Genomic DNA, 24,800 nt, shown 5'->3' on the forward strand with positions numbered 1-24,800 from the left:
TCCTGTGACACGCCGTACGTGTGCGGCGCGCGCGGATGGGGAGATAGACGGTCAGCGGCGAGCCGGCCGCTGACCGTCACCCGCCGACGGTACCCGTCGATGCCAGGAGCCATCCCGTGAGCGAGCGCAGCGAGCGAACCACCGAGAGGCGCGCAGGGGCGCATGCCCGTGCCGAGCGCAGCGAGGTGGGCGCATGAGCCGCAACGGCCGTGCCCGCCGCAACTCCGACTGCACCGCCGGCGGCCCGCGACCCACGGTGCGGGCGCCGCACCAGCGGCGGCGGGCCGAGGGGGCCGAGCAGGCGTTCGTCATCGGGATCCTGACCAGCGCGGCCGACTTCGCCCGGGCCCGCGCCTGGGGGCTGTCGAACGCCGCCGACCACGAGCAGTACCTGGCCGAGACCGCCGAGCTGCTGGCCGACGCCCTGGAGCGCTTCGACACCGTGCGGGCCCGGATGTTCCACCCGCAGGACTTCGCGGAGTTCTGCGTGCTGCACGGGCTGGACCCGGCCGAGCCGCTCGCCCGCGACCGCTACCTGGTCAATCCGCCGTTGCAGACCCAGCTGCTGGCCTATCAGGGCGAGGAACTGGCCGGGGACTTCGTGCCGCGCCTGGTCCGGGCCCGGGAGAACGGGCTGACGCTCTGCCACGCCGACCTGCTGCTGGACGGCGGCCTGTCCGGCGCCGCGGGCGAGGTCGACGAGGACCACGCCCGCTGGGTGCGCGCCGCCCGCCAGCGCGGCGCCGAGGTGTTCCGCCGGATGCTGGTCGGCGCGGGCGCCGGGGTGTACGAGCTGCGGCTTCGGGTGGACGCCCCGGGCGGGCGGCTGACCGCGGCGGCCCGGGTGCTGCAGTGGGAGGACGGCGTCGTCCGGATCAACGACGAGGACCTGGAGCTGGTCTGCGCGGTGCTGTGCGCCGGATTGGCGCTGGAGCTGCCGGGGGTGGCGGTGCTGCACGGCTCGCAGGGCTCGGTGGCGGCGGGCGGCGCCCGTGGCGCGGCCGCTGACGAGCACTTCCTGCCGGCCTCCTGGGCCTGGTCGAGCGGCGGGCAGGACTGGGCGCCGGCGGCCGGGCCGGTGCGGCTGGACGGCGTGGCGGCGCAGCCCGGCTACAGCCTGGGGACGGTCTGCTGAGCCGGCCGTGGACGCGCGACGGCGCGGCCCCCGGGATGCGGGGTGCCGCGCCGTGACGTTTCTGCAAGGCCCGGAGCGTGGCCCGGACCGTGGACCGAGCCGACGGGAGCCGGTGCGGCGAGCGTCAGCTCGCCTCCTCCTCGCGCACCGCGCGGCGCGCGTCGGGGTTCAGCACGCCCCAGGAGATCAGCTGCTCGGTGAGGATCGACGGCGACTGGTCGTAGATGACCGCCAGGGTGCGCAGGTCGTCCTGGCGGATCGACAGCACCTTGCCGTTGTAGTCACCGCGCTGGCTCTGGATCGTCGCCGCGTAGCGCTGCAGCGGGCCGGCCTTCTCGGACGGGACCTGGGTCAGTCTCTCCAGGTCGAGCACCAGGCGCGGCGGCGGCTCGGCCGCGCCGCCGGGGGTGCCGCCGGGCAGCAGCTCCTGCACCGGGACGCCGTAGAACTCCGCCAGCTCGGCCAGCCGCTGCACGGTGACCGCACGGTCGCCGCGCTCGTACGAGCCGACGACGACTGCCTTCCAGCGCCCCTGGGACTTCTCCTCGACACCGTGCAGGGAGAGACCCTGCTGAGTGCGGATCGCTCGGAGCTTGCCTCCGAGTTGCTTCGCGTAGTCGCTGGACATTGGTCTCCCCGGACGAGATTGCTTCGCGTTCAGTGGTGGGCCACGGACGATTGCCGACGCCGTTACCGGTGGGTCCGACGTCCGTCTCGTAACTCACTGTGAGGTTACGTAGAGTAAGGTAGCTGCGTCAAGCCGAATGGGGCAGTCGTGCGAATGGCCCGCATCCGCGGCGCGTCCGGGGCGTGAACCCGGCGAAGCGGAATGGTGCGTGTCCGATTGCCCCTCGGCCCGCTGCTAGGATGGCTCGAAGCCCGCGCCCGGTCGGCGGGGGCAGTCCCAGACATCCTTTAAGGCCCGTCCAGTGAGGCGGGGAAGGAGGTCCGCTTCGGCATGACCACACACCAGGATTCGACGCCGCGACCGCCGCACCAGGTGCTGGACGGCACGGACATCGCCCGGGTCGTCACCCGGATAGCGCACGAGATCGTCGAGCGCGCCAAGGGCGCCGAGGACGTCGTGCTGCTCGGCATCCACACCAGGGGCGTCCACCTCGCCCGCCGCCTGCACGGCCGGCTGGCCCAGATCACCGGGCGCGAGATCCCGCTGGGTGCCCTGGACATCACCATGTACCGGGACGACCTGCGGCTCAAGCCCGCCCGCGCCCTGGAGCACACCGAGATCCCGTCCGGCGGCATCGACGGCAAGCTCGTCATCCTCGTCGACGACGTGCTCTTCTCCGGCCGCACCATCCGGGCCGCGCTCGACGCGCTGAACGACATCGGCCGCCCGCGCGCCGTCCAGCTCGCCGTCCTGGTCGACCGCGGCCACCGCGAGCTGCCGATCCGCGCCGACTACGTGGGCAAGAACCTCCCCACCTCGCTGCGCGAGGCCGTGCAGGTGCGCCTGTCCGACAGCGACGGCGTGGACGCCGTGCTGGTCGGCGACCGCGACTACAACGAACGCTCCTCGCAGGCCCTGGCCTCCCAGCCGTCCGAACCGCACCTCCCGGAGTAACCCGCGTGAAGCGCCACCTCGTCTCCGCCGCCGATCTCACCCGCGACGACGCGCTGCTGATCCTGGACACCGCCGAGGAGCTCGCCCAGCTCTCCGGACGGGCCGTCAAGAAGCTGCCCACGCTGCGCGGCCGGACCGTCGTCAACCTCTTCTTCGAGGACTCGACCCGTACCAAGACCTCCTTCGAGGTCGCCGAGAAGCGGCTCTCCGCCGACGTCATCAACTTCTCCGCCAAGGGCTCCTCGGTCTCCAAGGGCGAGAGCCTCAAGGACACCGCGCTCACCCTCCAGGCGATGGGCGCCGACGCGGTCGTCGTCCGGCACCACGCCTCGGGCGCGCCGGCCCGCCTCGCCCAGTCCGACTGGCTGCACGGCAGCGTGATCAACGCCGGTGACGGCACCCACGAGCACCCCACCCAGGCGCTGCTCGACGCCTTCACCATGCGCCGCCACCTCAACGCCGGGCTGGGCAACGACCTCGCCGGGCGCCGGGTGACCATGGTCGGCGACATCCTGCACAGCCGGGTCGCCCGTTCCAACGTGCACCTGCTGACCACCCTCGGTGCCCAGGTCACCTTCGTCGCCCCGCCGACGCTGCTGCCGATCGGCATCGAGAACTGGCCCTGCGAGGTCAGCTACGACCTGGACCGCGTGCTCCCCAAGACGGACGCGGTGATGATGCTGCGGGTGCAGCGCGAGCGGATGAACGCCGCGTTCTTCCCGACCGAGCGCGAGTACAGCCGCCGCTACGGCCTGAACGGCACCCGGATGTCCCAGCTGCCCGAGCACGCCATCGTGATGCACCCCGGCCCGATGGTGCGCGGCATGGAGATCACCGCCGAGGTCGCCGACTCCCCGCGCTGCACCGTGGTCGAGCAGGTCGCCAACGGCGTGTCGGTCCGGATGGCCGTCCTGTACCTGCTGCTCGGGGGAGCCACCCTCAACGACGCCCGCACCGACTCCGTGGAGACCGCTCAGTGACCACCTACCTGATCCGCAACGCCCAGATCCTCGGCGGTGCCCCGCAGGACCTCCACCTCGCCGACGGTGTGATCAAGGCGATCGGCACCGACCTGGCGGTCGAGGCGGACGTCGAGATCGACGCCGGCGGCCTGATCGTGCTGCCCGGTCTCGTCGACCTGCACACCCACCTGCGCGAGCCCGGCCGCGAGGACGCCGAGACCGTGCTCACCGGCACCCGGGCCGCCGCGATGGGCGGCTTCACCGCCGTGCACGCGATGGCCAACACCACCCCGGTGGCCGACACCGCCGGCGTGGTCGAGCAGGTCTGGCGGCTCGGCCAGGAGGCCGGCTACTGCGACGTGCAGCCGGTCGGCGCCGTCACCGTCGGCCTGGAGGGCAACAAGCTCGCCGAACTGGGCGCGATGCACGAGTCCGCCGCGAACGTGCGGGTCTTCTCCGACGACGGCAAGTGCGTGGACGACGCGGTGCTGATGCGCCGCGCCCTGGAGTACGTCAAGGCCTTCGACGGCGTCGTCGCCCAGCACGCCCAGGAGCCGCGGCTCACCGAGGGCGCCCAGATGAACGAGGGCCAGGTCTCCGGCGAGCTCGGGCTCGGCGGCTGGCCGGCCGTCGCCGAGGAGTCGATCATCGCGCGGGACGTGCTGCTCGCCGCGCACGTCGGCTCCCGGCTGCACGTCTGCCACGTCTCCACCGCCGGCTCGGTCGAGATCATCCGCTGGGCCAAGGCCAAGGGCTGGGACGTCACCGCCGAGGTCACCCCGCACCACCTGCTGCTCACCGACGAGCTGGTCCGCTCCTACGACCCGGTCTACAAGGTCAACCCGCCGCTGCGCACCGCCGAGGACGTCCAGGCGCTGCGCAAGGCGCTCGCGGACGGCACCATCGACGCCGTCGCCACCGACCACGCGCCGCACCCGGACGAGGACAAGGACTGCGAGTGGGCCGTCGCCGCGATGGGCATGGTCGGCCTGGAGACCGCGCTGTCGGTCGTGCAGCAGACCATGGTGGACACCGGCCTGCTGAACTGGGAGGGCGTCGCCGACCGCATGTCGCACCGCCCGGCCCGGATCGGCCGTCTCGCCGGACAGGGCCGTCCCGTCTCGGTCGGTGAGCCGGCCAACCTGGTGCTGTTCGATCCCGCGTACCGTGGTGCCGTGAACCCGGACAGCTTCGCCACCCGTAGCCGCAACACCCCCTACAAGGGCCTTGACCTGCCCGGACGGGTGCACGCCACCTTCCTGCGCGGGCGCGCCACCGTGCTGGCCGGCGAGCTGGCCGAGCAGGGCGGGGCGGCGTGACCGGCCCGGCCGCGCTCGCCCAGGAGCAGGCCAAGGTCACCAACTGGCCCGGGTACATCGGCTGGGCCGTCGGCCTGCTGATCGTCATCGGGCTCGTCTACTGGCTGATGCGGCAGGGCTGGAACTGGCGGCGCACCCTCCAGTCCGGCATCCCGCCGCTGCCCGCCGTGCCGGCCGGCGCCGGGCGGACCATCCTGGAGACCAGCGGGCGGTACCACGGCTCCACCACCGCCGGGAACTGGCTCGACCGGGTCGTCGCGCACGGCCTGGGCACCCGCAGCCGCGCCGACCTCACCCTCGGCGAGGACGGCCTGCTGGTGCGGCGCCCCGGTGACGTCGACCTCTGGATCCCGGCCGAGCACCTGACCGGTGCCCGCACGGACTCCGGGATCGCCGGCAAGGTCGTCCCGGCCGGGCTGCTCGTCGTCACCTGGACGCACGAGGGCACCGAGCTGGACTCGGGCTTCCGGGCCGACCACCCGGACGAGCACGCCGCCTGGGTCGAGGCGATCGCCCAACTCGCAACACGTACGAAGACGAAGACGGAAGAGGCCGCTCAATGACCGCACCTGCCCCCACCACGCAGCGCCGACGGCGGGAGCGCACCCCCGCCGTGCTCGTCCTGGAGGACGGCCGGACCTTCCGCGGCGAGGCCTACGGCGCGACCGGCGAGACCTTCGGCGAGGCCGTCTTCAACACCGGTATGTCCGGCTACCAGGAGACCCTCACCGACCCGTCGTACCACCGCCAGGTGGTCGTGATGACCGCCCCGCAGATCGGCAACACCGGCTGGAACGACGAGGACGACGAGTCCGGGCGGATCTGGGTCGCCGGGTACGTCGTGCGCGACCCCGCCCGGGTGGCGTCCAACTGGCGCTCCACCCGCTCGCTGGACGAGGAGCTCGTCCGCCAGGGCGTCGTCGGCATCAGCGGCATCGACACCCGGGCGCTCACCCGCCACCTGCGCGAGCGCGGCGCGATGCGCTGCGGCATCTTCTCCGGCGAGGCGCTGACCGACCAGGCCGAACTGCTCGCCCGGGTGCAGCAGTCGCCCGAGATGAAGGGCGCCGACCTGTGCGCCGAGGTGGCCACCACCGAGGCGTACGTCGTGCCCGCGATCGGTCCCGGCGGCGAAGCCCTGCCCATCGGCACTGCGGAGTTCACCGTCGCCGCGCTGGACCTCGGCATCAAGGGGATGACCCCGCAGCGGATGGCCGAGCGCGGCATCGAGGTGCACGTGCTGCCGGCCGACTCCACCCTGGAGGACCTCTACGCGGTCCAGCCGGACGGCGTGTTCTTCTCCAACGGCCCGGGCGACCCGGCCACCGCCGACCACCAGGTCGCTGTCGCGCAGGGCGTGCTGGAGCGCGGGACCCCGTTCTTCGGGATCTGCTTCGGCAACCAGATCCTCGGCCGCGCACTGGGCTTCGGCACCTACAAGCTCAAGTACGGCCACCGCGGCATCAACCAGCCGGTGCAGGACCGCACCACCGGCAAGGTCGAGGTGACCGCGCACAACCACGGCTTCGCCGTGGACGCACCGCTGGACCGGGTGAGCGACACCCCCTTCGGGCGGGTCGAGGTCTCCCACGTCTGCCTCAACGACGACGTGGTCGAGGGCCTCCAGGCGCTCGACGTCCCCGCCTTCAGCGTGCAGTACCACCCCGAAGCGGCGGCCGGCCCGCACGACGCGGCCTACCTCTTCGACCGGTTCGTCGAGCTCATGCGAGGCGACGACAAGCACAGCGTGAAGCTCATGGAGGGCCAGCGTGCCTAAGCGCACTGACATCAAGTCCGTCCTGGTGATCGGGTCCGGCCCGATCGTGATCGGCCAGGCCGCCGAGTTCGACTACTCGGGCACGCAGGCCTGCCGCGTCCTCAAGGCCGAGGGCCTGCGGGTCGTGCTGGTCAACTCCAACCCGGCCACGATCATGACCGACCCGGAGATCGCCGACGCCACCTACGTCGAGCCGATCACCCCGGAGTTCGTCGAGCGGATCATCGCCAAGGAGCGCCCCGACGCGCTGCTGCCGACCCTCGGCGGGCAGACCGCGCTCAACACCGCGATCTCCCTGCACTCGGCCGGCACGCTGGACAAGTACGGCGTCGAGCTGATCGGCGCCGACGTGGTGGCGATCAACAAGGGCGAGGACCGCCAGCTGTTCAAGGGCGTCGTCGAGGCGGTCAACGCCAAGATCGGCCACGGCGAGTCCGCCCGCTCGGTCATCTGCCACTCGATGGACGACGTGCTGGCCGGCGTCGACACGCTCGGCGGCTACCCGGTCGTCGTGCGCCCCTCCTTCACCATGGGCGGCGCCGGCTCCGGCTTCGCCCACGACGAGGAGGACCTGCGCCGCATCGCCGGCCAGGGCCTGGCCCTCTCGCCGACCACCGAGGTGCTCCTGGAGGAGTCCATCCTCGGCTGGAAGGAGTACGAGCTGGAGCTGATGCGCGACAAGAACGACAACGTCGTGGTCGTCTGCTCCATCGAGAACTTCGACCCGATGGGCGTGCACACCGGTGACTCGATCACCGTCGCCCCGGCGATGACCCTCACCGACCGTGAGTACCAGATCCTGCGCGACATCGGCATCGCCGTGATCCGCGAGGTCGGCGTCGACACCGGCGGCTGCAACATCCAGTTCGCCGTCAACCCCGACAGCGGCCGGGTCATCGTCATCGAGATGAACCCGCGGGTGTCGCGCTCCTCGGCGCTGGCCTCGAAGGCGACCGGCTTCCCGATCGCCAAGATCGCCGCCAAGCTGGCCGTGGGCTACACGCTCGACGAGATCCCCAACGACATCACCGAGCAGACCCCGGCCTCCTTCGAGCCGGCCCTCGACTACGTCGTGGTGAAGGTCCCCCGGTTCGCGTTCGAGAAGTTCCCGAGCGCCGACGCCACGCTGACCACCACCATGAAGTCGGTCGGCGAGGCCATGGCCATGGGCCGCAACTTCCCCGAGGCGCTGCAGAAGGCGCTGCGCTCGCTGGAGAAGAAGGGCTCCCAGTTCTCCTGGACCGGCCCGGTCGGCGACAAGGCCGAGCTGCTGGCCAAGGCGGTCGTGCCGACCGACGGCCGGATCAACACCGTGATGCAGGCCATCCGGGCCGGCGCCACGCCGGAGGAGGTGTTCGAGGCCACCAAGATCGACCCGTGGTTCGTCGACCAGCTCTTCGTGCTCGACGAGATCGCCGCCGAGCTGACCGAGGCCGCGAAGCTCACCCCCGAGCTGCTGCGCCACGCCAAGCGGCACGGCTTCTCCGACCAGCAGATCGGCGAGATCCGCGGCCTGAAGCCGGACGTCGTCCGCGAGGTCCGGCACGCGCTCGGCATCCGCCCGGTGTTCAAGACCGTCGACACCTGCGCCGCCGAGTTCGCCGCCAAGACCCCGTACTTCTACTCGTCCTACGACGAGGAGAACGAGGTCGCCCCGCGCACCAAGCCGGCCGTGATCATCCTCGGCTCCGGCCCGAACCGCATCGGCCAGGGCATCGAGTTCGACTACTCCTGCGTGCACGCCTCCTTCGCGCTGGCCGACGCCGGGTACGAGACCGTGATGGTCAACTGCAACCCGGAGACCGTCTCCACCGACTACGACACCTCCGACCGGCTCTACTTCGAGCCGCTCACCCTGGAGGACGTGCTGGAGATCGTCCACGCCGAGCAGCAGGCCGGCCCGCTGGCCGGCGTGATCGTCCAGCTCGGCGGCCAGACCCCGCTCGGCCTGGCCCAGGCGCTCAAGGACAACGGCGTGCCGATCGTCGGCACCCAGCCCGAGGCGATCGACCTCGCCGAGGAGCGCGGCGCCTTCGGCCGCGTGCTGCGCGACGCCGGCCTGCCCGCCCCCAAGCACGGCACCGCCTTCTCCTTCGCCGAGGCCAAGGCCATCGCCGACGAGATCGGCTACCCGGTGCTCGCCCGCCCGTCGTACGTGCTCGGCGGCCGCGGCATGGAGATCGTCTACGACGAGGCCTCGCTCGCCTCCTACCTGGAGCGCCACGCCGGCCTGATCTCCGAGCACCCGGTGCTCATCGACCGCTTCCTCGACGACGCGGTGGAGATCGACGTCGACGCGCTGTACGACGGCACCGAGCTCTACCTCGGCGGCGTCATGGAGCACATCGAGGAGGCCGGCATCCACTCCGGCGACTCCGCCTGCGCGCTGCCCCCGATCACCCTTGGCGGCTACGACATCAAGCGCCTGCGCACCTCCACCGAGGCCATCGCGCGCGGCGTCGGCGTCCGCGGCCTGATCAACATCCAGTTCGCGCTGGCCGGGGACATCCTGTACGTGCTGGAGGCCAACCCGCGCGCCTCCCGCACCGTGCCGTTCACCTCCAAGGCGACCGCCGTGCCGCTGGCCAAGGCCGCCGCCCGGATCTCGCTCGGCGCCACCATCGCCGAGCTGCGCGCCGAGGGCCTGCTCCCGGCCGAGGGCGACGGCGGCACGCTGCCGGCCGACGCGCCGATCGCGGTCAAGGAGGCCGTGATGCCGTGGAGCCGCTTCCGTGACATCCACGGCCGCGGCGTGGACACCGTGCTCGGCCCGGAGATGCGCTCGACCGGCGAGGTCATGGGCATCGACAAGGTCTTCGGCACGGCCTACGCCAAGGCCCAGGCCGGCGCCTACGGCGCGCTGCCGACCAAGGGCAAGGTCTTCGTCTCGGTCGCCAACCGGGACAAGCGCAACCTGGTCTTCCCGGCCCGCGCGCTGGTCGGCCTCGGCTTCGAGGTGCTCGCCACCGCCGGCACCGCCGAGGTGCTGCACCGCGGCGGCATCCCGTCCACGCTGGTGCGCAAGCACAGCGAGGGCGAGGGCCCGGGCGGCGAGCGGACCATCGTCCAGCTGATCCACGACGGTGAGGTCGACCTCATCATCAACACGCCGTACGGCACCGGCGGGCGCCTCGACGGCTACGAGATCCGCACCGCCGCCGTGTCCCGCGGCGTGCCCTGCCTGACCACGGTCCAGGCGATGGGCGCGGCCGTCCAGGGCATGGACGCGCTGCTGCGCGACGAGGTCGGGGTGATGTCGCTCCAGGAGCACGCCGCGCTGATCAACGCCGGCCGCAAGTAGCACCACCGCAGTGGGGGGCACCGAGGCTGGTCGGGTGCCCCCCACTTCCATGCCCTGATCCGGGTGCTCACGCTCAGATCCGGGCCCTGATCCGGGAGTTGGGTTTTTGTACAAGCTGCTGTTCGACCTCGTCTTCAAGAAGATGGACCCCGAGAAGGCGCACCACCTCGCCTTCTTCTGGATCCGGCTCGTCTCCTCGGTGCCCGGCCTGCGCACGCTGGCGCGGCTGGTGCTCGCGCCGCGTGACCGGGCGCTGCACACCACCGCCCTCGGCCTCGACCTGCCGGGCCCGTTCGGCCTGGCGGCCGGCTTCGACAAGAACGGCGTCGGCATCGACGGCCTGGCGATGCTCGGCTTCGACTACGTCGAGATCGGCACCATCACCGGCGAGCCCCAGCCGGGCAACCCGACGCCCCGGCTGTTCCGCCTGGTCGAGGACCGCGCGCTGATCAACCGGATGGGCTTCAACAACCAGGGCTCGGCCCGGGTCGCCGCGCGCCTCGCCGCCCGCCCGCACACCAGCTCCACCCCGGTGATCGGCGTCAACATCGGCAAGACCAAGGTGGTCGAGGAGGCCGACGCCGTCGCCGACTACGTCAAGTCCACCGAGCGGCTGGCCAAGTACGCCGACTACCTGGTCGTCAACGTCAGTTCGCCGAACACCCCCGGGCTGCGCAACCTCCAGGCCGTGGACCACCTGCGCCCGCTGCTCGCCGCCGTCCGCGAGGCCGCCGACCGCACCACCGCGCACCACGTCCCGCTGCTGGTCAAGATCGCCCCCGACCTGGCCGACGAGGACGTCGACGCGGTCGCCGACCTCGCCCTGGAACTGGGCCTGGACGGCATCATCGCCACCAACACCACGATCGGCCGCGAAGGCCTGCGCGCCGACGCCGCCCGGGTCGAGGAGATCGGCATGGGCGGCCTGTCCGGCGCCCCGCTCAAGGCCCGCGCCCTGGAGGTGCTCCAGCGCCTGCGCGCCCGGACCGGGGGCCGGCTGACGCTGGTCTCGGTCGGCGGCGTCGAGACCGCCGAGGACGTCTGGCAGCGGATCGTCCACGGCGCGGACCTCGTCCAGGGCTACAGCGCCTTCATCTACGAGGGCCCGTTCTGGTGCCGCCGGATCCACCGGGGCCTCTCCGCCCGGATCAGGGCCGCGGGCTTCCGCGACCTGGCCGCCGCCGTCGGCAGTGCCGTCGACGGCACCAGGGCCGCCTCCTGAACCCTCCGTGCGGCCCCGGCCCGTACGACGCCCCGTACGAGCCGCGCACGACCTCCGTACGGCCTCCGTGCGGCCTCCCCACGACCTTCCGGAAGGACGACATGACCCTCGCCCCGTTCGGCGCCCGGCTGCGCCAGGCCCTCGACACCCGCGGCCAGCTCTGCGTCGGCATCGACCCGCACGCCTCCCTGCTCGCCGCCTGGGGGCTCGGCGACGACCTCGCCGGCCTGGAGACCTTCAGCCGCACCGTCGTCGAGGCGCTGGCCGACCGGGTGGCCGTGCTCAAGCCGCAGGCCGCCTTCTTCGAGCGCTTCGGCAGCAAGGGCGTCGCGGTGCTGGAGAAGTCCGTCGAGGAGGCCAGGGCGGCCGGCGCGCTGGTCCTGATGGACGCCAAGCGCGGCGACATCGGCTCCACCATGGCCGCCTACGCGGAGGCCTTCCTGTCGCCCGGCAGCCCGCTGTTCTCGGACGCCGTCACGGTCAGCCCGTACCTGGGCTTCGGCTCGCTGCGCCCGGCCCTCGACCTGGCCCGCGCGCAGGGCTGCGGCGTGTTCGCGCTGGCGCTCACCTCCAACCCGGAGGGCCACGAGGTCCAGCGGGCGGTGGGCGCGGACGGCGAGTCGGTCGCGGCCTCGGTGCTGCGGCAGCTGGCGGCGGAGAACGGCGACGCCGCCCCGCTGGGCTCCTTCGGCGCGGTCGTCGGTGCGACGCTCGCCGACGCGGGCGTGGAACTGGCCATCAACGGCCCGCTGCTGGCCCCCGGGATCGGCGCCCAGGGCGCGACGATGGCCGACCTGCCGCGGGTGTTCGGCGCCGCGGTGATCAACGTGGTGCCGAGCGTCAGCCGGGACGTGCTCAAGCACGGTCCGTCGGTGGCGGCCCTGCGCTCGGCGGCCGAGCGGTTCGTCGGGGAGTACGCGGACGCGGTGAAGTAGCGGCGATCGCGGGCGCGAGCACGTAGCGGGGCGATGACCCTGTGCAGTGTGCGCAGCCCGGCGAGGGTCCCCGGACCCCACCGGAGTTGACGTGAGCGCCGTCACATTGACGGTGTCAAAGTTTCGCAATCGCGGTCATTTTGCCCTGGAAAGTCCTGGTCGGCCTTGGCTGACCAGGACTTTTCGTGTTCTTTTCCTGACGTGGCGCCGCAATCCGGGTAGTGTCCGGCGATAGGTCATCGGCGAGCCGCGAAACCCGTAGCTCCCGCAGGTCAAGGGCCCTCTGGTTCCCCTTGCGGACGGTGTCCTGGGATCCAAACCAGTCATAGCTCAATCCCTTCCTTCCACACCCTGAGGTGAACGGCGTGGCTCTTCCGCCCCTTACCCCTGAACAGCGCACCGCCGCGCTCGCCAAGGCCGCCGAGGCTCGCCGGGAGCGCGCCGAGGTCAAGAACCGGCTCAAGCACTCCGGCGCCTCCCTGCACGAGGTGATCAAGGCCGGAAAGGCCGAGAACGACGTCATCGGCAAGATGAAGGTCTCCGCACTGCTGGAGTCCCTTCCCGGCGTCGGCAAGGTCCGTGCCAAGCAGATCATGGAACGCCTCGGCATCAGCGAGAGCCGGCGCGTCCGCGGCCTCGGTACGAACCAGATCGCCTCCCTGGAGCGGGAGTTCGGCGGCGGTGCCGCCTGACCGTGCCCCGTGGTCCCGGGACCGTCCGCGATCCGGGATAATCGGTGCATGAGTGAGCGTCCGCGGCTGACCGTGCTCTCCGGCCCTTCGGGGGTCGGCAAGAGCACGGTCGTCGCTCATATGAGGAAGCAGCACCCCGAGGTCTGGCTCTCGGTGTCGGCGACGACCCGGCACCCGAGGCCGGGCGAGCAGAACGGGGTCCAGTACCACTTCGTCGACAACGACGAGTTCGACAAGCTGATCGCCAACGGCGAGCTGCTGGAGTGGGCCGTCTTCGCCGGCAACCGCTACGGCACCCCGCGCTCGGCGGTGCTGGAGAAGCTGGAGCGCGGCGAGCCCGTCCTGCTGGAGATCGACCTCCAGGGCGCCCGCCAGGTGCGCGAGTCGATGCCCGAGGCGCAGCTGGTCTTCCTGGCCCCGCCGAGCTGGGACGAGCTGGTCCGTCGGCTGACCGGTCGGGGCACGGAGTCGCAGGACGTGATCGCGAAGCGGCTGGAGGCGGCCAAGGTCGAGCTCGCGGCCGAGCCCGAGTTCGACACGACCCTTGTCAACACCTCCGTCGAGCAGGTAGCGGCCGAACTGCTAGCCTTGCTCGGTGTAGCCTGACCTGTCTGTCTTTTCCACCCTTTCGGAAGGTTTTCGCGTGTCCTCTTCCATGACCGCGCCCGAGGGCATCATCAACCCGCCGATCGACGAGCTGCTTGAGGCCACCGACTCCAAGTACAGCCTCGTGATCTACGCCGCCAAGCGCGCGCGCCAGATCAACGCGTACTACTCCCAGCTCGGTGAGGGCCTGCTCGAGTACGTCGGCCCGCTGGTCGACACCCACGTGCACGAGAAGCCGCTGTCGATCGCGCTGCGCGAGATCAACGCGGGCATGCTGACCGCCGAGGCGATCGAAGCCGCCTGAGACGGTGCTCCGAAAGCTTGTGGAAGGGCCCGGCGGAATCGTTTCCGCCGGGCCCTTCGGCGTTCCCTGGGGCTGTGGGGCCGACCACGGTGCGCGCGGCGGCTGAGGGGCCGTAGGGTGTGCACGTCCCAGGAGTGGAGGAGAGCGGGAGTATGAGCGCGACTTCGGACCGGAGCGGGTCGGCGGACGCGCCGCGCGTCGCCCTCGGCGTCAGCGGCGGCATCGCCGCCTACAAGGCGTGCGAGCTGCTCCGCCGGTTCACCGAGTCCGGCCACCAGGTCACCGTGGTGCCCACCGAGGCCGCGCTGCACTTCGTCGGCGAGGCCACCTGGGCCGCGCTCTCCGGCCGCCCGGCCGCCACCGAGACCTGGGAGCGCGTGCACGAGGTGCCGCACGTGCGGATCGGTCAGCAGGCCGACCTGGTCGTGGTCGCCCCCGCCACCGCCGACCTGATCGCCAAGGCCGCCCACGGCCTCGCCGACGACCTGCTCACCAACACCCTGCTCACCGCCCGCTGTCCGGTCGTCCTGGCGCCCGCCATGCACACCGAGATGTGGGAGCACCCCGCCACCCGGGACAACGTGGCCACGCTGCGCCGCCGGGGCGTGATCGTGCTGGAGCCGGCCGTCGGGCGGCTCACCGGCAAGGACACCGGCAAGGGGCGGCTGCCCGAGCCGTCCGCGATCTTCGACGCCTGCCGGGCCGTGCTGCGCCGGGGCGGGGCCGCCCCGACCGACCTGGCGGGCCGGCACGTGGTGGTCTCGGCCGGCGGCACCCGCGAGCCGCTGGACCCGGTGCGCTTCCTGGGCAACCGCTCCTCCGGCAAGCAGGGCTACGCGCTCGCCGTGACGGCCGCGGCCCGTGGGGCGCGCGTGACGTTGGTCTCGGCCAACGCGGAGCTCGCCGACCCGGCCGGGGTCGACGTGGTGCACGTCTCGACCGCGCTGGAGCTGCGCGAGGCGGCCCTGAAGGCGGCCGCGTCGGCCGACGCCGTGGTCATGGCCGCGGCCGTGGCGGACTTCCGGCCCGCCGAGTACGCCAGCGGCAAGATCAAGAAGGTCGAGGGGGTCGAGCCGGCGCCGGTCGCCCTCGTCCGCAACCCCGACGTCCTGGCCGAGCTGGCGGCGCACCGCGCCCGTTCGGGCCAACTCGTGGTGGGTTTCGCGGCGGAGACCGACGACGTGCTCGCCAACGGCCGCGCCAAGCTCGCCCGCAAGGGCTGCGACCTGTTGGTCGTCAACGAGGTGGGCAACGGCAAGGCTTTCGGGACGGACGTCAACGAGGCCGTGGTACTGGGCTCGGACGGCAGTGAGACGGCCGTTCCGGTGGGTCCGAAGGAGGCGTTGGCGGACGTGGTCTGGGACCTGGTCGTGAAGCGGCTGGAAACGGTCGGCGACTGATCAAGCCCCGCTGGAGATCGGTCGCGATTTCCGGAAGCGGGTGACGTTCGGCGGAGGCATCCCGTTAGACTCCAGGAATCAAGTCTTTCCGGATGTCCCCGGTTCGCCGGGGGCCTTCAGTCAGCAGCCGCTGCAACCCCAGGGAGCGCTGTGTCTCGCCGCCTGTTCACCTCGGAGTCCGTCACCGAGGGACACCCCGACAAGATCGCTGACCAGATCAGCGACACGATCCTTGACGCTCTCCTCCGGGAGGACCCGACCTCCCGGGTCGCCGTGGAGACGCTCATCACCACCGGCCAGGTGCACGTGGCCGGCGAGGTGACCACCAAGGCGTACGCGCCGATCGCCCAGCTCGTCCGGGACAAGATCCTGGAGATCGGCTACGACAGCTCCAAGAAGGGCTTCGACGGCGCCTCCTGCGGCGTGTCGGTGTCCATCGGCGCGCAGTCGCCCGACATCGCCCAGGGCGTCGACACCGCGTACGAGGCTCGGGTCGAAGGCGACGAGGACGACCTGGACAAGCAGGGCGCCGGCGACCAGGGCCTGATGTTCGGCTACGCGTCCGACGAGACGCCCGAGCTGATGCCGCTGCCGATCACCCTCGCGCACCGCCTCTCGCGCCGCCTGACCGAGGTCCGCAAGAACGGGACCATCCCGTACCTGCGCCCCGACGGCAAGACCCAGGTCACCATCGAGTACGACGGCGACAAGGCCGTCCGCCTCGACACCGTGGTGGTCTCCACCCAGCACGCCAGTGACATCGACCTGGAGTCGCTGCTCACCCCGGACATCCGCGAGTTCGTGGTCGAGCCCGAGCTGAAGGCGCTCGCCGAGCAGGGCATCAAGCTGGTCACCGAGGGCTACCGCCTGCTGGTGAACCCGACCGGCCGCTTCGAGATCGGCGGCCCGATGGGCGACGCCGGCCTCACCGGCCGCAAGATCATCATCGACACCTACGGCGGCATGGCCCGCCACGGTGGCGGCGCCTTCTCCGGCAAGGACCCGTCCAAGGTCGACCGCTCGGCCGCGTACGCGATGCGCTGGGTGGCGAAGAACATCGTCGCCGCCGGCCTCGCCCGCCGCGCCGAGGTGCAGGTCGCGTACGCGATCGGCAAGGCCGAGCCCGTGGGCCTGTTCGTCGAGACCTTCGGCACCGAGACCGTGCCGGTGCTGACCATCCAGAAGGCCGTCACCGACGTCTTCGACCTGCGCCCGGCCGCGATCATCCGCGACCTGGACCTGCTGCGCCCGATCTACTCCCAGACCGCGGCGTACGGCCACTTCGGCCGTGAGCTGCCCGAGTTCACCTGGGAGCGCACCGACCGGGTGGAGCAGCTGAAGGCGGCCGTGAAGGACTGAACGGCCTGATCGTCCGGAAGCGGCGCCTACCCCCGGGCGGGGTGGGCGCCGCTTCTGTGCGTTCTGTCGGTGTGACCTGGTAGTACTGGGAGCGATGAGCAGCACAGGGGAGACGGAGAACACGGAGAACGGGGCCGAGCCGGAGCAGCTGGCGTTCATCCGGGAGACGGTCAAGCGGGCCAAGCCCCGGACGTGGCGCGGCGCCAAGCGGGCCGAGCACCTGCCGGTGGCCCGGGTCGTGGTGGACAAGGGCGTGCTCACCATCGACAAGTTCTTCGACTACGAGGTGCCGGCCGCGATGGCCGAGGAGGCCCGCCCGGGCGCCCGGGTGCGGGTGCGCTTCGGCGCGCGCGTGGTGAAGGGCCAGCGCGAGGGCGGGGAGCTGCACGACGGGTTCATCGTCGCCCGGCTGGAGAAGAGCGACTTCCCCGGCCCGCTCGCCCCGCTCGCCCAGGTGCTCTCGCCCGAGCCCGTGCTCACCCCCCAGCTGCTCCGGCTCTGCCGGACCGTCGCCGACCGCTACGCGGGCACCCTCGCCGACGTCCTCCAGCTGGCCGTCCCGCCCCGGCACGCCAAGGCCGAGGCCGAGCCCTCGCCGCCGGCGCTCCCGCGCCCCCCGGCCCCCGCCCCCGGGGGCTGGCAGCGCTACCCGGCCGGGCCCGACTTCCTCGCCGCGCTGGCCGACGGCGGCTCGCCGCGCGCCGTCTGGGCGGCGCTGCCCGGCCCCGGCTGGCCGTACGAGATCGCGCGCGCCGTCGCCGCCACGCTGGCGGGCGGGCGCGGCGCGCTCGTCGTGCTGCCCGAGGGGCGGTCGGTGGCCCGGGTCGACCAGGCGCTCACCGAACTGCTCGGCGCGGGCCGGCACGTGGCCCTGGAGGCCGACCTCGGCCCGCGCGAGCGCTACCGGCGCTGGCTGGCGGTGAGCCGCGGCTCGGTGCACGCCGTGATCGGCACCCGCGCCACCATGTTCGCGCCGGTGCGCGACCTCGGGCTGGTCGTCGTCTGGTCCGACGGCGACAACAGCCACAGCGACCCGCGCGCCCCGCACCCGCACGTGCGCGAGGTCGCGCTGCTGCGCGCCGCCGACGAGGGCGCGGCCGTGCTGCTCGGCGGCCACGCCGTCACGGTGGAGGGCGCGCAGCTGGTCAGCACCGGGTGGGCCCGCCCGCTGACCGCCGACCGGGAGACCGTGCGCCGGATCGCGCCGCGGGTCCGGACCGTCACCGACCAGGACCAGCACCGCGACGGCGCCGCCCAAGCCGCCCGGCTGCCCTCGGTGGCCTGGGAGGCCGCCCGGGAGTCGCTGGCCGCCGGGCACCCGGTGCTCATCCAGGTGCCCCGGCGCGGCTACGTGCCCCGGCTGTCCTGCGGGCGCTGCCGCACCCCCGCCCGGTGCCGGCGGTGCGAGGGCCCGCTGGAGGCGCCCGCGGCCGACGCCGCGCTGAACTGCGGCTGGTGCGGGGAGGCGGAGACAAACTGGCACTGCCCCGAGTGCGGCTCGTTCCGGCTGCGCGCCCAGGTGGTCGGCGCCCGGCGCACGGCGGAGGAGCTGGGCAAGGCGTTCCCGCGCATCCCGGTGCGCACCTCCGGGCGGGACGCGGTGCTGGCCACCGTCCCGGACGAGCCGTCGCTGGTGATCTCCACGCCCGGTGCGGAGCCGGTGGTGGACGGCGGCTCCGGGTACGGGGCGGCGCTGCTGCTGGACGGCTGGGCGCTGCTCGGCCGGCCCGACCTGCGGGCCGGGGAGGAGACGCTGCGGCTCTGGCTGACGGCCGCCGCGCTGGTCCGGTCCGCCGAGGAGGGCGGCTCGGTGGTCGTGGTCGCCGAGCCGTCGGCGCGGCCGGTGCAGGCCCTGGTCCGCTGGGACCCGCTGGGCCACGCCGGGCTGGAACGCGACGAGCGGGCGCAGCTGCACTTCCCGCCGGTGTCGCGGATGGCGTCGGTCAGCGGCAGCCCGGCGGCCGTGGCCGACCTGCTGGGGCTGATCCGGCTGCCCTCGGAGGCGGACGTGCTCGGGCCGGTACCGGCCCCGGCCCTGCGCGGGGAGGACCAGGAGCGCGCGCTGCTGAGGGTGCCGCCCGGGCAGGGGGCGGCGCTGGCGGCGGCCCTGAAGGCGGCGCAGATCGCGCGGATCGCGCTGCGGACGCCGGAGGCCGTACGGGTGCGGGTGGATCCGACCGACATCGGGTGAGGCCGGCGGGGGCGGGGTGAGTGGCCACCCCGCCCCGGATGGCGCTGGTCGGACGGCGGCGTCAGCCGCGCAGCGGGATGCCGGTGCGGTCGACCGGGGTGCGCTCGGGGGTGGTGCGGTCGACCGGGGGGCGGTCGAGGGGGCCGCGCTCCGGGGCGGTGCGGTCGAGCGCGGTGCGCTCCAGGGTGCCGCGCTCCAGAGCGTTGCGGTCGTGGTTGCCGCGCTCCAGGGCGTTGCGGTCGAGGCTGCTGCGGTCCAGGCCGCCCTGGCGGGCCGCCGGGACGGTCGCCGCCAGGCCGCCGGACGGCGCGGCGGGCAGCTCCTCCGAGCGGTCCGGGCGGCTCTGGCCCGGGACGGCGCCGCTGGCGGCGAGGAGTTCGCTGGTCGGGCGGCGCATCCCGTACCGGCGGTGCACGGCCTGCTTGGTGACCCCGAGGGCCGAGCCCACCGAGTCCCAGGAGAAGCCCAGCGCCCGGTCGAACTCGACCGCCGCCGCGACCAGGGTCTCCACGCTCTCCCGCAGCTCCTGCGCCAGGCGCACGGTCGGCGCGGGCGCCCGCCCGTACACGACGAAGCCGGCCGACGTACTGGGCCGGCGCGGACGGTAGACGTTGCCCAACTGGGCGGTGAGCGTCCGCAGCGCGTCGACCTGCCGCCTCACCCGCTCGATGTCCCGCACCAGCAGGTGCAGGCTCGCCCGCGCCCGGGCGTCGTGGTTGATCTGCTCGGCCATGGCCTACGTGCCACCTTCCGTACGGTTCGGCTCGGCCGGGGCGCGGTGTCCCGTGCGCCCGGCCCCGGTCAATCTCACTTGACCAACGCCGAAGCGGGGGCCGGGGTAACGCCGCCGGGCACACTCGGGATATGCCAGAAGCCGGTGCCGGGGTGGGGGAGGGGCGTTCGGGGCGGGGTGAAGGGCGGTGCGAGGAGCGGTGTGAGGGCATGGGCGGCGGTCCCGGTGCGTTGCATAGACTTGCCGGGAACCCGCAGTTGCCCGCAGCCCCGCACCCTCGACGGACAGGAGCCCGTACCCGTGGCGATCCAGCCGATCCGGCTCTTCGGAGACCCCGTCCTGCGGGCCACCGCCCAGCCGGTGACCACGTTCGACAAGGAACTGCGCACCCTGGTCGGCGACCTGACCGAAACCATGCTCAACGCGCCCGGCGCAGGCCTCGCCGCGCCCCAACTCGGCGTCTCCCTGCGGGTGTTCACCTACCACGTGGACGGCGTCACCGGGCACCTGATCAACCCGGACCTGTCGCTGACCGAGGAGGAGCAGGACGGCCCCGAGGGCTGCCTCTCGCTGCCCGGCCTGCGCTACGACACCAAGCGCGCCTACGGCGTGGTCGCCAAGGGCTTCACCATGTACGGCGATCCGGTCACCCTGGAGGGCACCCAGCTGCTCGCCCGCTGCATCCAGCACGAGACCGACCACCTCGACGGCATCATCTTCATCGACCGGCTCGACCGCGAGCAGCGCAAGGCCGCGCTGAAGGCGATCCGCGACACCGACTGGGGCGGCGCGCCCGCGCCGGTCGTCAAGGTCTCCCCGCACAGCACGTTCGGCGCCGCGCGCTGACCCCTCTGGCGCTGACCCTCCTGATCTCCAACGTTCTCTTGCAGAAAGGCACTTGATGCGTCTCGTCTTCGCCGGCACCCCCGAGGTCGCCGTTCCCGCCCTGGACGCCCTGCTCGCCTCCGACCGGCACGAGGTCGTCGCGGTGGTCACCCGCCCCGACGCCCCCGCCGGGCGCGGGCGCAAGCTGGTCGCCAGCCCCGTCGCCCAGCGCGCCGAGGACGCCGGGATCGAGGTCCTCAAGCCGGCGAAGCCCAGCGACCCGGAGTTCGTCGCCCGGCTCACCGAACTCGCCCCCGACTGCTGCCCGGTGGTCGCCTACGGCGCGCTGCTGCGCCCCGGCACCCTGGAGATCCCCAAGCACGGCTGGGTCAACCTGCACTTCTCGCTGCTGCCCGCCTGGCGCGGCGCGGCCCCCGTCCAGCACGCGGTGCTGGCCGGCGACGAGGTCACCGGCGCGGCCACCTTCCTGATCGAACAGGGCCTGGACTCCGGCCCGGTCTACGGCGTGATCACCGAGGAGATCCGCCCGACCGACACCAGCGGCGAACTGCTCACCCGCCTCTCGGTGTCCGGCGCGCGCCTGCTCACCGCCACCATGGACGGCATCGAGGACGGCTCCCTGCACGCCCTCCCGCAGCCGGCCGAGGGCGTCACGCTCGCCCCGAAGATCACCGTCGAGGACGCCCGCATCGAGTGGAGCCACCCCGCCCTGCGGATCGACCGCGTGGTGCGCGGCTGCGCCCCGGCGCCCGGCGCCTGGACGGAGTTCCGCGGCGAGCGACTGAAGATCACCGGGCCGGTGAAGCTGCTGACCGACTCGTCCGCCCTGGCGCCCGGGGAGCTGGCCGTGGTCGGCAAGAACAGCGTGCGGGTCGGGACGGGCAGCCACGAGGTCGAACTCGGGGAGGTCCGCCCGCAGGGGAAGAAGGAGATGCGGGCGGCGGACTGGGCGCGCGGGGCGCGGCTGGAGTCCGGGGAGCGCTTCGGCTCCGAGGGCTGAGGCTCAGGTTTAGCGTTACTGTTCGTCTGATAACCACCGATAACCACCGCAGCACCTTGAGGCACCCTGTGACCACCCCCAGCGCCCAGCGCGCCCCCCGCCCGCACCGCCGCCCGAAGAAGGACCCGGCCCGGATCGTCGCGTTCCGCGCGCTGCGCGCCGTCGACGAGCGCGACGCGTACGCCAACCTGATCCTGCCGTCGCTGCTCCGCGAAGCCGAGCAGAAGGGCATGGACCGGCGCGACGCCGCCCTCGCCACCGAGCTCGTCTACGGCACCCTGCGCCTTCAGGGCACCTACGACGCGATCATCGCCGCCTGCATCGACCGGCCGCTCAGCAAGGTCGACCCGCCGGTCCTGGACGTGCTCTCGCTCGGCGCCCACCAGCTGCTCACCACCCGCATCCCCAGCCACGCGGCGGTCTCGGCCACCGTCGAGCTGGCCCGGGTGGTGCTCGGCGACGGCAAGGCCAAGTTCGTCAACGCCGTCCTGCGCCGGATCAGCGCCCACGACCTGGACGCCTGGATCGAGAAGGTCGCCCCGCCGTACGAGAAGGACGCCGAGGACCACCTCGCCGTCGTCCACTCGCACCCGCGCTGGGTCGTCTCCGCGCTCTGGGACTCGCTCGGCCGCTGGCAGCCCGACGCCTCCGGGCGCAGCGCCCTGGAGGACCTGCTGCGCGCCGACAACGAGCGGCCCGAGGTGACCCTCGTCGCCCGACCCGGCCGGATCGACGTCGGCGAACTCGCCGACGCGCTGCCCGAGGCCGAGCCCGGCCGCTGGTCCCCGTTCGCGCTGCGGCTCGCCGAAGGCGGCGACCCGGGCTCGCTGGAGGCCGTCCGGGACAACCGGGCGGGCGTTCAGGACGAAGGCAGCCAGCTGGTCGCCCTCGCCCTGGCCAACGCCCCGCTGGCCGGCCCGGACCGGCTCTGGCTGGACGGCTGCGCCGGCCCCGGCGGCAAGGCCGCGCTGCTCGCGGCGCTGGCCGCCGAACGCGGCGCCGGGCTGGTCGCGAGCGAGAAGCAGCCGCACCGCGCGCGGCTGGTCGCCCGGGCGCTGGAGGGCAACCCCGGCCCGTACACGGTGATCACCGCGGACGGCACCCGCCCGGCCTGGCGCTCCGGCGGCTTCGACCGGGTACTGGTCGACGTGCCGTGCTCCGGCCTGGGCGCCCTGCGCCGCCGCCCGGAGGCGCGCTGGCGCCGCCGCCCCGCCGATGTCGCGGCCTTCGGCCCGCTCCAGCGGGACCTGCTGCGCTCGGCGATCGACGCCACCCGGGTCGGCGGGGTGGTCGGGTACGCGACCTGCTCGCCGCACCTCGCGGAGACCCGGGCCGTCGTGGACGACGTGCTGCGGGCCGAGGGCGGCCGGGTCGAGTGGATCGACGCGCGCCCGCTGCTGCCGGGCGTCCCCGCGCTCGGGGACGGGCCGGACGTGCAGCTCTGGCCGCACCTGCACGGGACGGACGCGATGTACCTGGCGCTGCTGCGGCGGACGGCGTGATCCGGTGATCCCGTGATCCCGTGATCCCGGGGGGCTGGGGAGGGCGGTGCGCTCAGCCGGGTGAGGGGGGCTGCGGCCGGGCGGGCGTGGGCCCGGGGAGGTCGGTGAGGAGGGCGTGGGCCTGGGCGCGGAGGCGGTCGACCGGGGGGTCCTCGCAGATCACCTCCAGGCCGAGCCCGCTCGCCTGCCCGAAGTGGTAGTACGACTGGTAGGCGAGGTAGGGGCGGTGGCCGTCGGTGGGGTCCAGCCCGACGGCGAGCGTCGCGAAGTGGGTGCGCTCGTTCTCGGTGCGCTCGAACTCCGTCCGGGAGAGCCGCCATTCGAACTCGTACGGCTCCGGATCGGAGGGCAGGTCCAGCAGCGCCTGGGCGAGCCGGCGGACGTCCTCCGGCCCGGCGAACGGGAGTGACTCGGACCAGCGGGGCGCGGCGGCGAGCAGCTCCCAGCCGTCGCCGTTGCGGCTGACGGACAGTGCCCACTCGCCGTCCTGGTCGTGCCAGTGGCAGCTGAGGATCGGATCCATGGTGGTCAACCTCCCTGTGAGGCTTGGCCGTTCGGCTCTCCCCATCGTGGCACACCGGACCGCCGAAGGGAGCCGGGCGGCCAGCGGCCAGCGGCCGGCGGGGGCGCGTGGGGCTTTCGGGCCGAGGGTGGGGACCGGGGTGGTCAGTCGGTGGCCGGGGTCGGCGCGGGGTGCCAGGGGCGGTCGGCGCGGGTCGGGCGGGCCGCGGCGGTGAGGCGCAGGGCGTAGACCTCGCGGTCGGTGGCCGGGTGCGGGACGGGGCCGAGGTAGTCGTGGCCGGTCAGGTGGCACCAGGCGGGCAGGTCGAGGGGGGCGGCGGGGTCGGTGGTGTGGATGTGCACCACCGCGCCGGCCGGCAGGTCGGCGATCCGGGCGCGCAGGCGCAGCAGCAGTTGGACGCAGAGCAGGCCGGTGCCGTCGACGGTCAGGTCGGGGGCGGGTTCCTGATCGGGCTGCTGTCCGGGGGTGTGGGTCATGGGGTTGCTGCCCTTCGCGGTGGTGCGGCGGTGCCGGGGTGCAGGGGTGCAGAGGTGCCGGGTTCAGCCTAGGAGGTGGGCCCGGGCGGGGCGCTGGGAGGGTTCGGAAATCCGGGTGACGGCCGTGATGGGGCGGTGTTACGGTGGGGGAGTTCATGTTCGATCAGGATCACAGGATCACAGTTCAAGGGAAACGAGGAGGTGGGGTTGATGACCGCGCCCAAGGCCGTCGCCGTGCGCAGCGCCCGGACCACCCTCACGTCCCGGGCGTCGGCCTGACCTTCCCCCCCCATCCCCTGTCCCCGCTGGGAGCGTGAGCTCGCGGGGCCGAGGACGCGTTGACGTCCTCGGACGAACACACCACTGTGGAACGGATCCTCGTTCATCATGACCACGTTCAACGTGACCTCGCACACCCGCTCGCACTCCCCGTGGACCACCCGCGCCGAGACCGCCGCGGACGCCGCAGCCGTCCGGGAGATCGTGCTGGCCGCCTTCGACGCCCCGGGGGAGGCCGACCTCGTCGACGCCCTGCGCGCGGACGAGGCCTGGATCGACGGACTGTCGCAGCTCGCCCTCGCGGAGGACGGCCGTCCGGTCGGCCACGCCCTGCTGACGCGCTGCCACATCGGCGACACCCCGGCGCTCTGCCTGGCACCCGTCGCCGTCCTGCCCGAGTACCAGCGGACCGGTGCCGGCTCCGCCGCCACCCGCGCCGCCCTGGACGCGGCGCGGCGCAGGGGCGAGCGCTTCGTCGTCGTCCTCGGACACCCGGACTACTACCCGCGGTTCGGCTTCGGCCGGGCCTCCCGGTACGGGATCGGGCTGACCATCGAGGTGCCGGACGAGGCGCTGATGGCCCTCGCCCTGGACCCGGAGCGGCACCCGTTGCCGTCCGGGACGGTGCGGTACGCGGCTCCGTTCGGGATCTAGCA

The 24,800-nt window shown here is 73.1% G+C and carries 22 protein-coding genes and 1 pseudogene; 19 read left to right on the forward strand and 4 right to left on the reverse strand.

Annotated elements, in window-relative coordinates:
• The first annotated feature begins 193 nt into the window (after nucleotides 1–193).
• Nucleotides 194–1,135 carry a hypothetical protein gene (locus ACIQVZ_RS09100; RefSeq protein ID WP_402448319.1) on the forward strand — a complete coding sequence of 314 codons (942 nt, stop codon included), beginning with the start codon at nucleotides 194–196 and terminating at the stop codon, nucleotides 1,133–1,135.
• 124 nt (nucleotides 1,136–1,259) lie between these two features.
• Here the strand turns inward: ACIQVZ_RS09100 and ACIQVZ_RS09105 are convergent, their stop codons facing one another.
• The gene (locus ACIQVZ_RS09105) at nucleotides 1,260–1,763 is read right to left on the reverse strand and encodes a transcriptional regulator (RefSeq protein ID WP_031072501.1); all 504 of its coding nucleotides are present in this window, start codon (nucleotides 1,761–1,763) and stop codon (nucleotides 1,260–1,262) included.
• 330 nt (nucleotides 1,764–2,093) lie between these two features.
• Between ACIQVZ_RS09105 and pyrR the strand changes: the two genes are divergently transcribed.
• The 14 genes from pyrR to ACIQVZ_RS09175 all read left to right on the forward strand — a co-directional run bounded on the left by pyrR (nucleotide 2,094) and on the right by ACIQVZ_RS09175 (nucleotide 18,785).
• Nucleotides 2,094–2,717 (forward strand): bifunctional pyr operon transcriptional regulator/uracil phosphoribosyltransferase PyrR, encoded by a 624-nt coding sequence (pyrR, locus tag ACIQVZ_RS09110; protein WP_350877842.1) that lies wholly within the window; start codon nucleotides 2,094–2,096, stop codon nucleotides 2,715–2,717.
• Between the two features lie 5 nt (nucleotides 2,718–2,722).
• Nucleotides 2,723–3,697, forward strand: coding sequence for an aspartate carbamoyltransferase catalytic subunit (locus ACIQVZ_RS09115; RefSeq protein WP_350877841.1), 975 nt, complete (start codon nucleotides 2,723–2,725; stop codon nucleotides 3,695–3,697).
• Complete coding sequence (locus tag ACIQVZ_RS09120) at nucleotides 3,694–4,998, forward strand: dihydroorotase (RefSeq protein WP_402448322.1); 1,305 nt, start codon at nucleotides 3,694–3,696, stop codon at nucleotides 4,996–4,998. Before ACIQVZ_RS09115 ends, ACIQVZ_RS09120 begins: the two co-directional genes overlap by 4 nt.
• Nucleotides 4,995–5,561: a hypothetical protein gene (locus tag ACIQVZ_RS09125; protein WP_363618295.1), complete on the forward strand. Its 567-nt coding sequence runs from the start codon at nucleotides 4,995–4,997 to the stop codon at nucleotides 5,559–5,561. Before ACIQVZ_RS09120 ends, ACIQVZ_RS09125 begins: the two co-directional genes overlap by 4 nt.
• Entirely contained in the window at nucleotides 5,558–6,775 is a 1,218-nt protein-coding gene (carA, locus tag ACIQVZ_RS09130) for a glutamine-hydrolyzing carbamoyl-phosphate synthase small subunit (protein ID WP_402448325.1), read from the forward strand. The genes ACIQVZ_RS09125 and carA overlap by 4 nt, the downstream gene beginning before the upstream one ends.
• Nucleotides 6,768–10,076: a carbamoyl-phosphate synthase large subunit gene (gene carB / locus ACIQVZ_RS09135; protein ID WP_350877837.1), complete on the forward strand. Its 3,309-nt coding sequence runs from the start codon at nucleotides 6,768–6,770 to the stop codon at nucleotides 10,074–10,076. The genes carA and carB overlap by 8 nt, the downstream gene beginning before the upstream one ends.
• A gap of 106 nt (nucleotides 10,077–10,182) precedes the next feature.
• Nucleotides 10,183–11,298, forward strand: a complete 1,116-nt coding sequence (locus tag ACIQVZ_RS09140; RefSeq protein ID WP_402448328.1) for a quinone-dependent dihydroorotate dehydrogenase — start codon at nucleotides 10,183–10,185, stop codon at nucleotides 11,296–11,298.
• A gap of 101 nt (nucleotides 11,299–11,399) precedes the next feature.
• Complete coding sequence (gene pyrF / locus ACIQVZ_RS09145; protein ID WP_350877835.1) at nucleotides 11,400–12,233, forward strand: orotidine-5'-phosphate decarboxylase; 834 nt, start codon at nucleotides 11,400–11,402, stop codon at nucleotides 12,231–12,233.
• Between the two features lie 365 nt (nucleotides 12,234–12,598).
• Nucleotides 12,599–12,925 (forward strand): integration host factor, actinobacterial type, encoded by a 327-nt coding sequence (gene mihF, locus ACIQVZ_RS09150; RefSeq protein WP_063346755.1) that lies wholly within the window; start codon nucleotides 12,599–12,601, stop codon nucleotides 12,923–12,925.
• Nucleotides 12,926–12,973: 48 nt separating this feature from the next.
• On the forward strand, nucleotides 12,974–13,531 hold the full coding sequence (gene gmk, locus ACIQVZ_RS09155; RefSeq protein ID WP_350877834.1) for a guanylate kinase: 558 nt from the start codon (nucleotides 12,974–12,976) through the stop codon (nucleotides 13,529–13,531).
• Nucleotides 13,532–13,568: 37 nt separating this feature from the next.
• Complete coding sequence (rpoZ, locus tag ACIQVZ_RS09160; protein WP_030240625.1) at nucleotides 13,569–13,835, forward strand: DNA-directed RNA polymerase subunit omega; 267 nt, start codon at nucleotides 13,569–13,571, stop codon at nucleotides 13,833–13,835.
• A 152-nt stretch (nucleotides 13,836–13,987) separates the two neighbouring features.
• Complete coding sequence (gene coaBC / locus ACIQVZ_RS09165; protein ID WP_063346753.1) at nucleotides 13,988–15,235, forward strand: bifunctional phosphopantothenoylcysteine decarboxylase/phosphopantothenate--cysteine ligase CoaBC; 1,248 nt, start codon at nucleotides 13,988–13,990, stop codon at nucleotides 15,233–15,235.
• Between the two features lie 150 nt (nucleotides 15,236–15,385).
• The gene (gene metK / locus ACIQVZ_RS09170; protein WP_350877833.1) at nucleotides 15,386–16,594 is read left to right on the forward strand and encodes a methionine adenosyltransferase; all 1,209 of its coding nucleotides are present in this window, start codon (nucleotides 15,386–15,388) and stop codon (nucleotides 16,592–16,594) included.
• A 94-nt stretch (nucleotides 16,595–16,688) separates the two neighbouring features.
• The gene (locus tag ACIQVZ_RS09175; protein WP_350877832.1) at nucleotides 16,689–18,785 is read left to right on the forward strand and encodes a primosomal protein N'; all 2,097 of its coding nucleotides are present in this window, start codon (nucleotides 16,689–16,691) and stop codon (nucleotides 18,783–18,785) included.
• Between the two features lie 268 nt (nucleotides 18,786–19,053).
• On the opposite strand, the pseudogene ACIQVZ_RS09180 reads toward ACIQVZ_RS09175, so the two are convergent.
• Nucleotides 19,054–19,518, reverse strand: a pseudogene (locus ACIQVZ_RS09180) (hypothetical protein); the annotation flags it as partial.
• A 300-nt stretch (nucleotides 19,519–19,818) separates the two neighbouring features.
• Here ACIQVZ_RS09180 and def point away from each other — a divergent pair.
• From def to ACIQVZ_RS09195, 3 genes are all read left to right on the forward strand, one after another.
• Nucleotides 19,819–20,364: a peptide deformylase gene (gene def / locus ACIQVZ_RS09185; RefSeq protein WP_063346750.1), complete on the forward strand. Its 546-nt coding sequence runs from the start codon at nucleotides 19,819–19,821 to the stop codon at nucleotides 20,362–20,364.
• Nucleotides 20,365–20,419: 55 nt separating this feature from the next.
• The gene (fmt, locus tag ACIQVZ_RS09190; RefSeq protein WP_402448333.1) at nucleotides 20,420–21,364 is read left to right on the forward strand and encodes a methionyl-tRNA formyltransferase; all 945 of its coding nucleotides are present in this window, start codon (nucleotides 20,420–20,422) and stop codon (nucleotides 21,362–21,364) included.
• Between the two features lie 68 nt (nucleotides 21,365–21,432).
• A complete protein-coding gene (locus ACIQVZ_RS09195; RefSeq protein ID WP_402448335.1) occupies nucleotides 21,433–22,866 on the forward strand; it encodes an RsmB/NOP family class I SAM-dependent RNA methyltransferase in 1,434 nt (477 codons plus the stop codon).
• A gap of 52 nt (nucleotides 22,867–22,918) precedes the next feature.
• Here the strand turns inward: ACIQVZ_RS09195 and ACIQVZ_RS09200 are convergent, their stop codons facing one another.
• Together ACIQVZ_RS09200 and ACIQVZ_RS09205 are read right to left on the reverse strand one after the other, a co-directional pair.
• Nucleotides 22,919–23,389, reverse strand: coding sequence for a hypothetical protein (locus ACIQVZ_RS09200; protein ID WP_350877829.1), 471 nt, complete (start codon nucleotides 23,387–23,389; stop codon nucleotides 22,919–22,921).
• A 143-nt stretch (nucleotides 23,390–23,532) separates the two neighbouring features.
• Nucleotides 23,533–23,865, reverse strand: coding sequence for a sulfurtransferase TusA family protein (locus tag ACIQVZ_RS09205; RefSeq protein ID WP_350877827.1), 333 nt, complete (start codon nucleotides 23,863–23,865; stop codon nucleotides 23,533–23,535).
• A gap of 387 nt (nucleotides 23,866–24,252) precedes the next feature.
• Here ACIQVZ_RS09205 and ACIQVZ_RS09210 point away from each other — a divergent pair, with 387 nt between their 5' ends.
• On the forward strand, nucleotides 24,253–24,798 hold the full coding sequence (locus ACIQVZ_RS09210; protein WP_402448336.1) for a GNAT family N-acetyltransferase: 546 nt from the start codon (nucleotides 24,253–24,255) through the stop codon (nucleotides 24,796–24,798).
• Nucleotides 24,799–24,800: the final 2 nt, after the last annotated feature.

The organism is Kitasatospora sp. NPDC098663 (genome assembly GCF_044760075.1).
Taxonomy (GTDB): domain Bacteria; phylum Actinomycetota; class Actinomycetes; order Streptomycetales; family Streptomycetaceae; genus Kitasatospora.

Coding starts and splice junctions, on each gene's coding strand:
- ACIQVZ_RS09100 (WP_402448319.1), top strand. CDS start 194: ATGAGCCGCAACGGCCGTGCCCGCCGCAACTCCGACTGCACCGCCGGC.
- ACIQVZ_RS09105 (WP_031072501.1), bottom strand. CDS start 1,763: ATGTCCAGCGACTACGCGAAGCAACTCGGAGGCAAGCTCCGAGCGATC.
- pyrR (WP_350877842.1), top strand. CDS start 2,094: ATGACCACACACCAGGATTCGACGCCGCGACCGCCGCACCAGGTGCTG.
- carA (WP_402448325.1), top strand. CDS start 5,558: ATGACCGCACCTGCCCCCACCACGCAGCGCCGACGGCGGGAGCGCACC.
- pyrF (WP_350877835.1), top strand. CDS start 11,400: ATGACCCTCGCCCCGTTCGGCGCCCGGCTGCGCCAGGCCCTCGACACC.
- gmk (WP_350877834.1), top strand. CDS start 12,974: ATGAGTGAGCGTCCGCGGCTGACCGTGCTCTCCGGCCCTTCGGGGGTC.
- coaBC (WP_063346753.1), top strand. CDS start 13,988: ATGAGCGCGACTTCGGACCGGAGCGGGTCGGCGGACGCGCCGCGCGTC.
- ACIQVZ_RS09175 (WP_350877832.1), top strand. CDS start 16,689: ATGAGCAGCACAGGGGAGACGGAGAACACGGAGAACGGGGCCGAGCCG.
- fmt (WP_402448333.1), top strand. CDS start 20,420: ATGCGTCTCGTCTTCGCCGGCACCCCCGAGGTCGCCGTTCCCGCCCTG.
- ACIQVZ_RS09200 (WP_350877829.1), bottom strand. CDS start 23,389: ATGGATCCGATCCTCAGCTGCCACTGGCACGACCAGGACGGCGAGTGG.
- ACIQVZ_RS09205 (WP_350877827.1), bottom strand. CDS start 23,865: ATGACCCACACCCCCGGACAGCAGCCCGATCAGGAACCCGCCCCCGAC.
- ACIQVZ_RS09210 (WP_402448336.1), top strand. CDS start 24,253: ATGACCACGTTCAACGTGACCTCGCACACCCGCTCGCACTCCCCGTGG.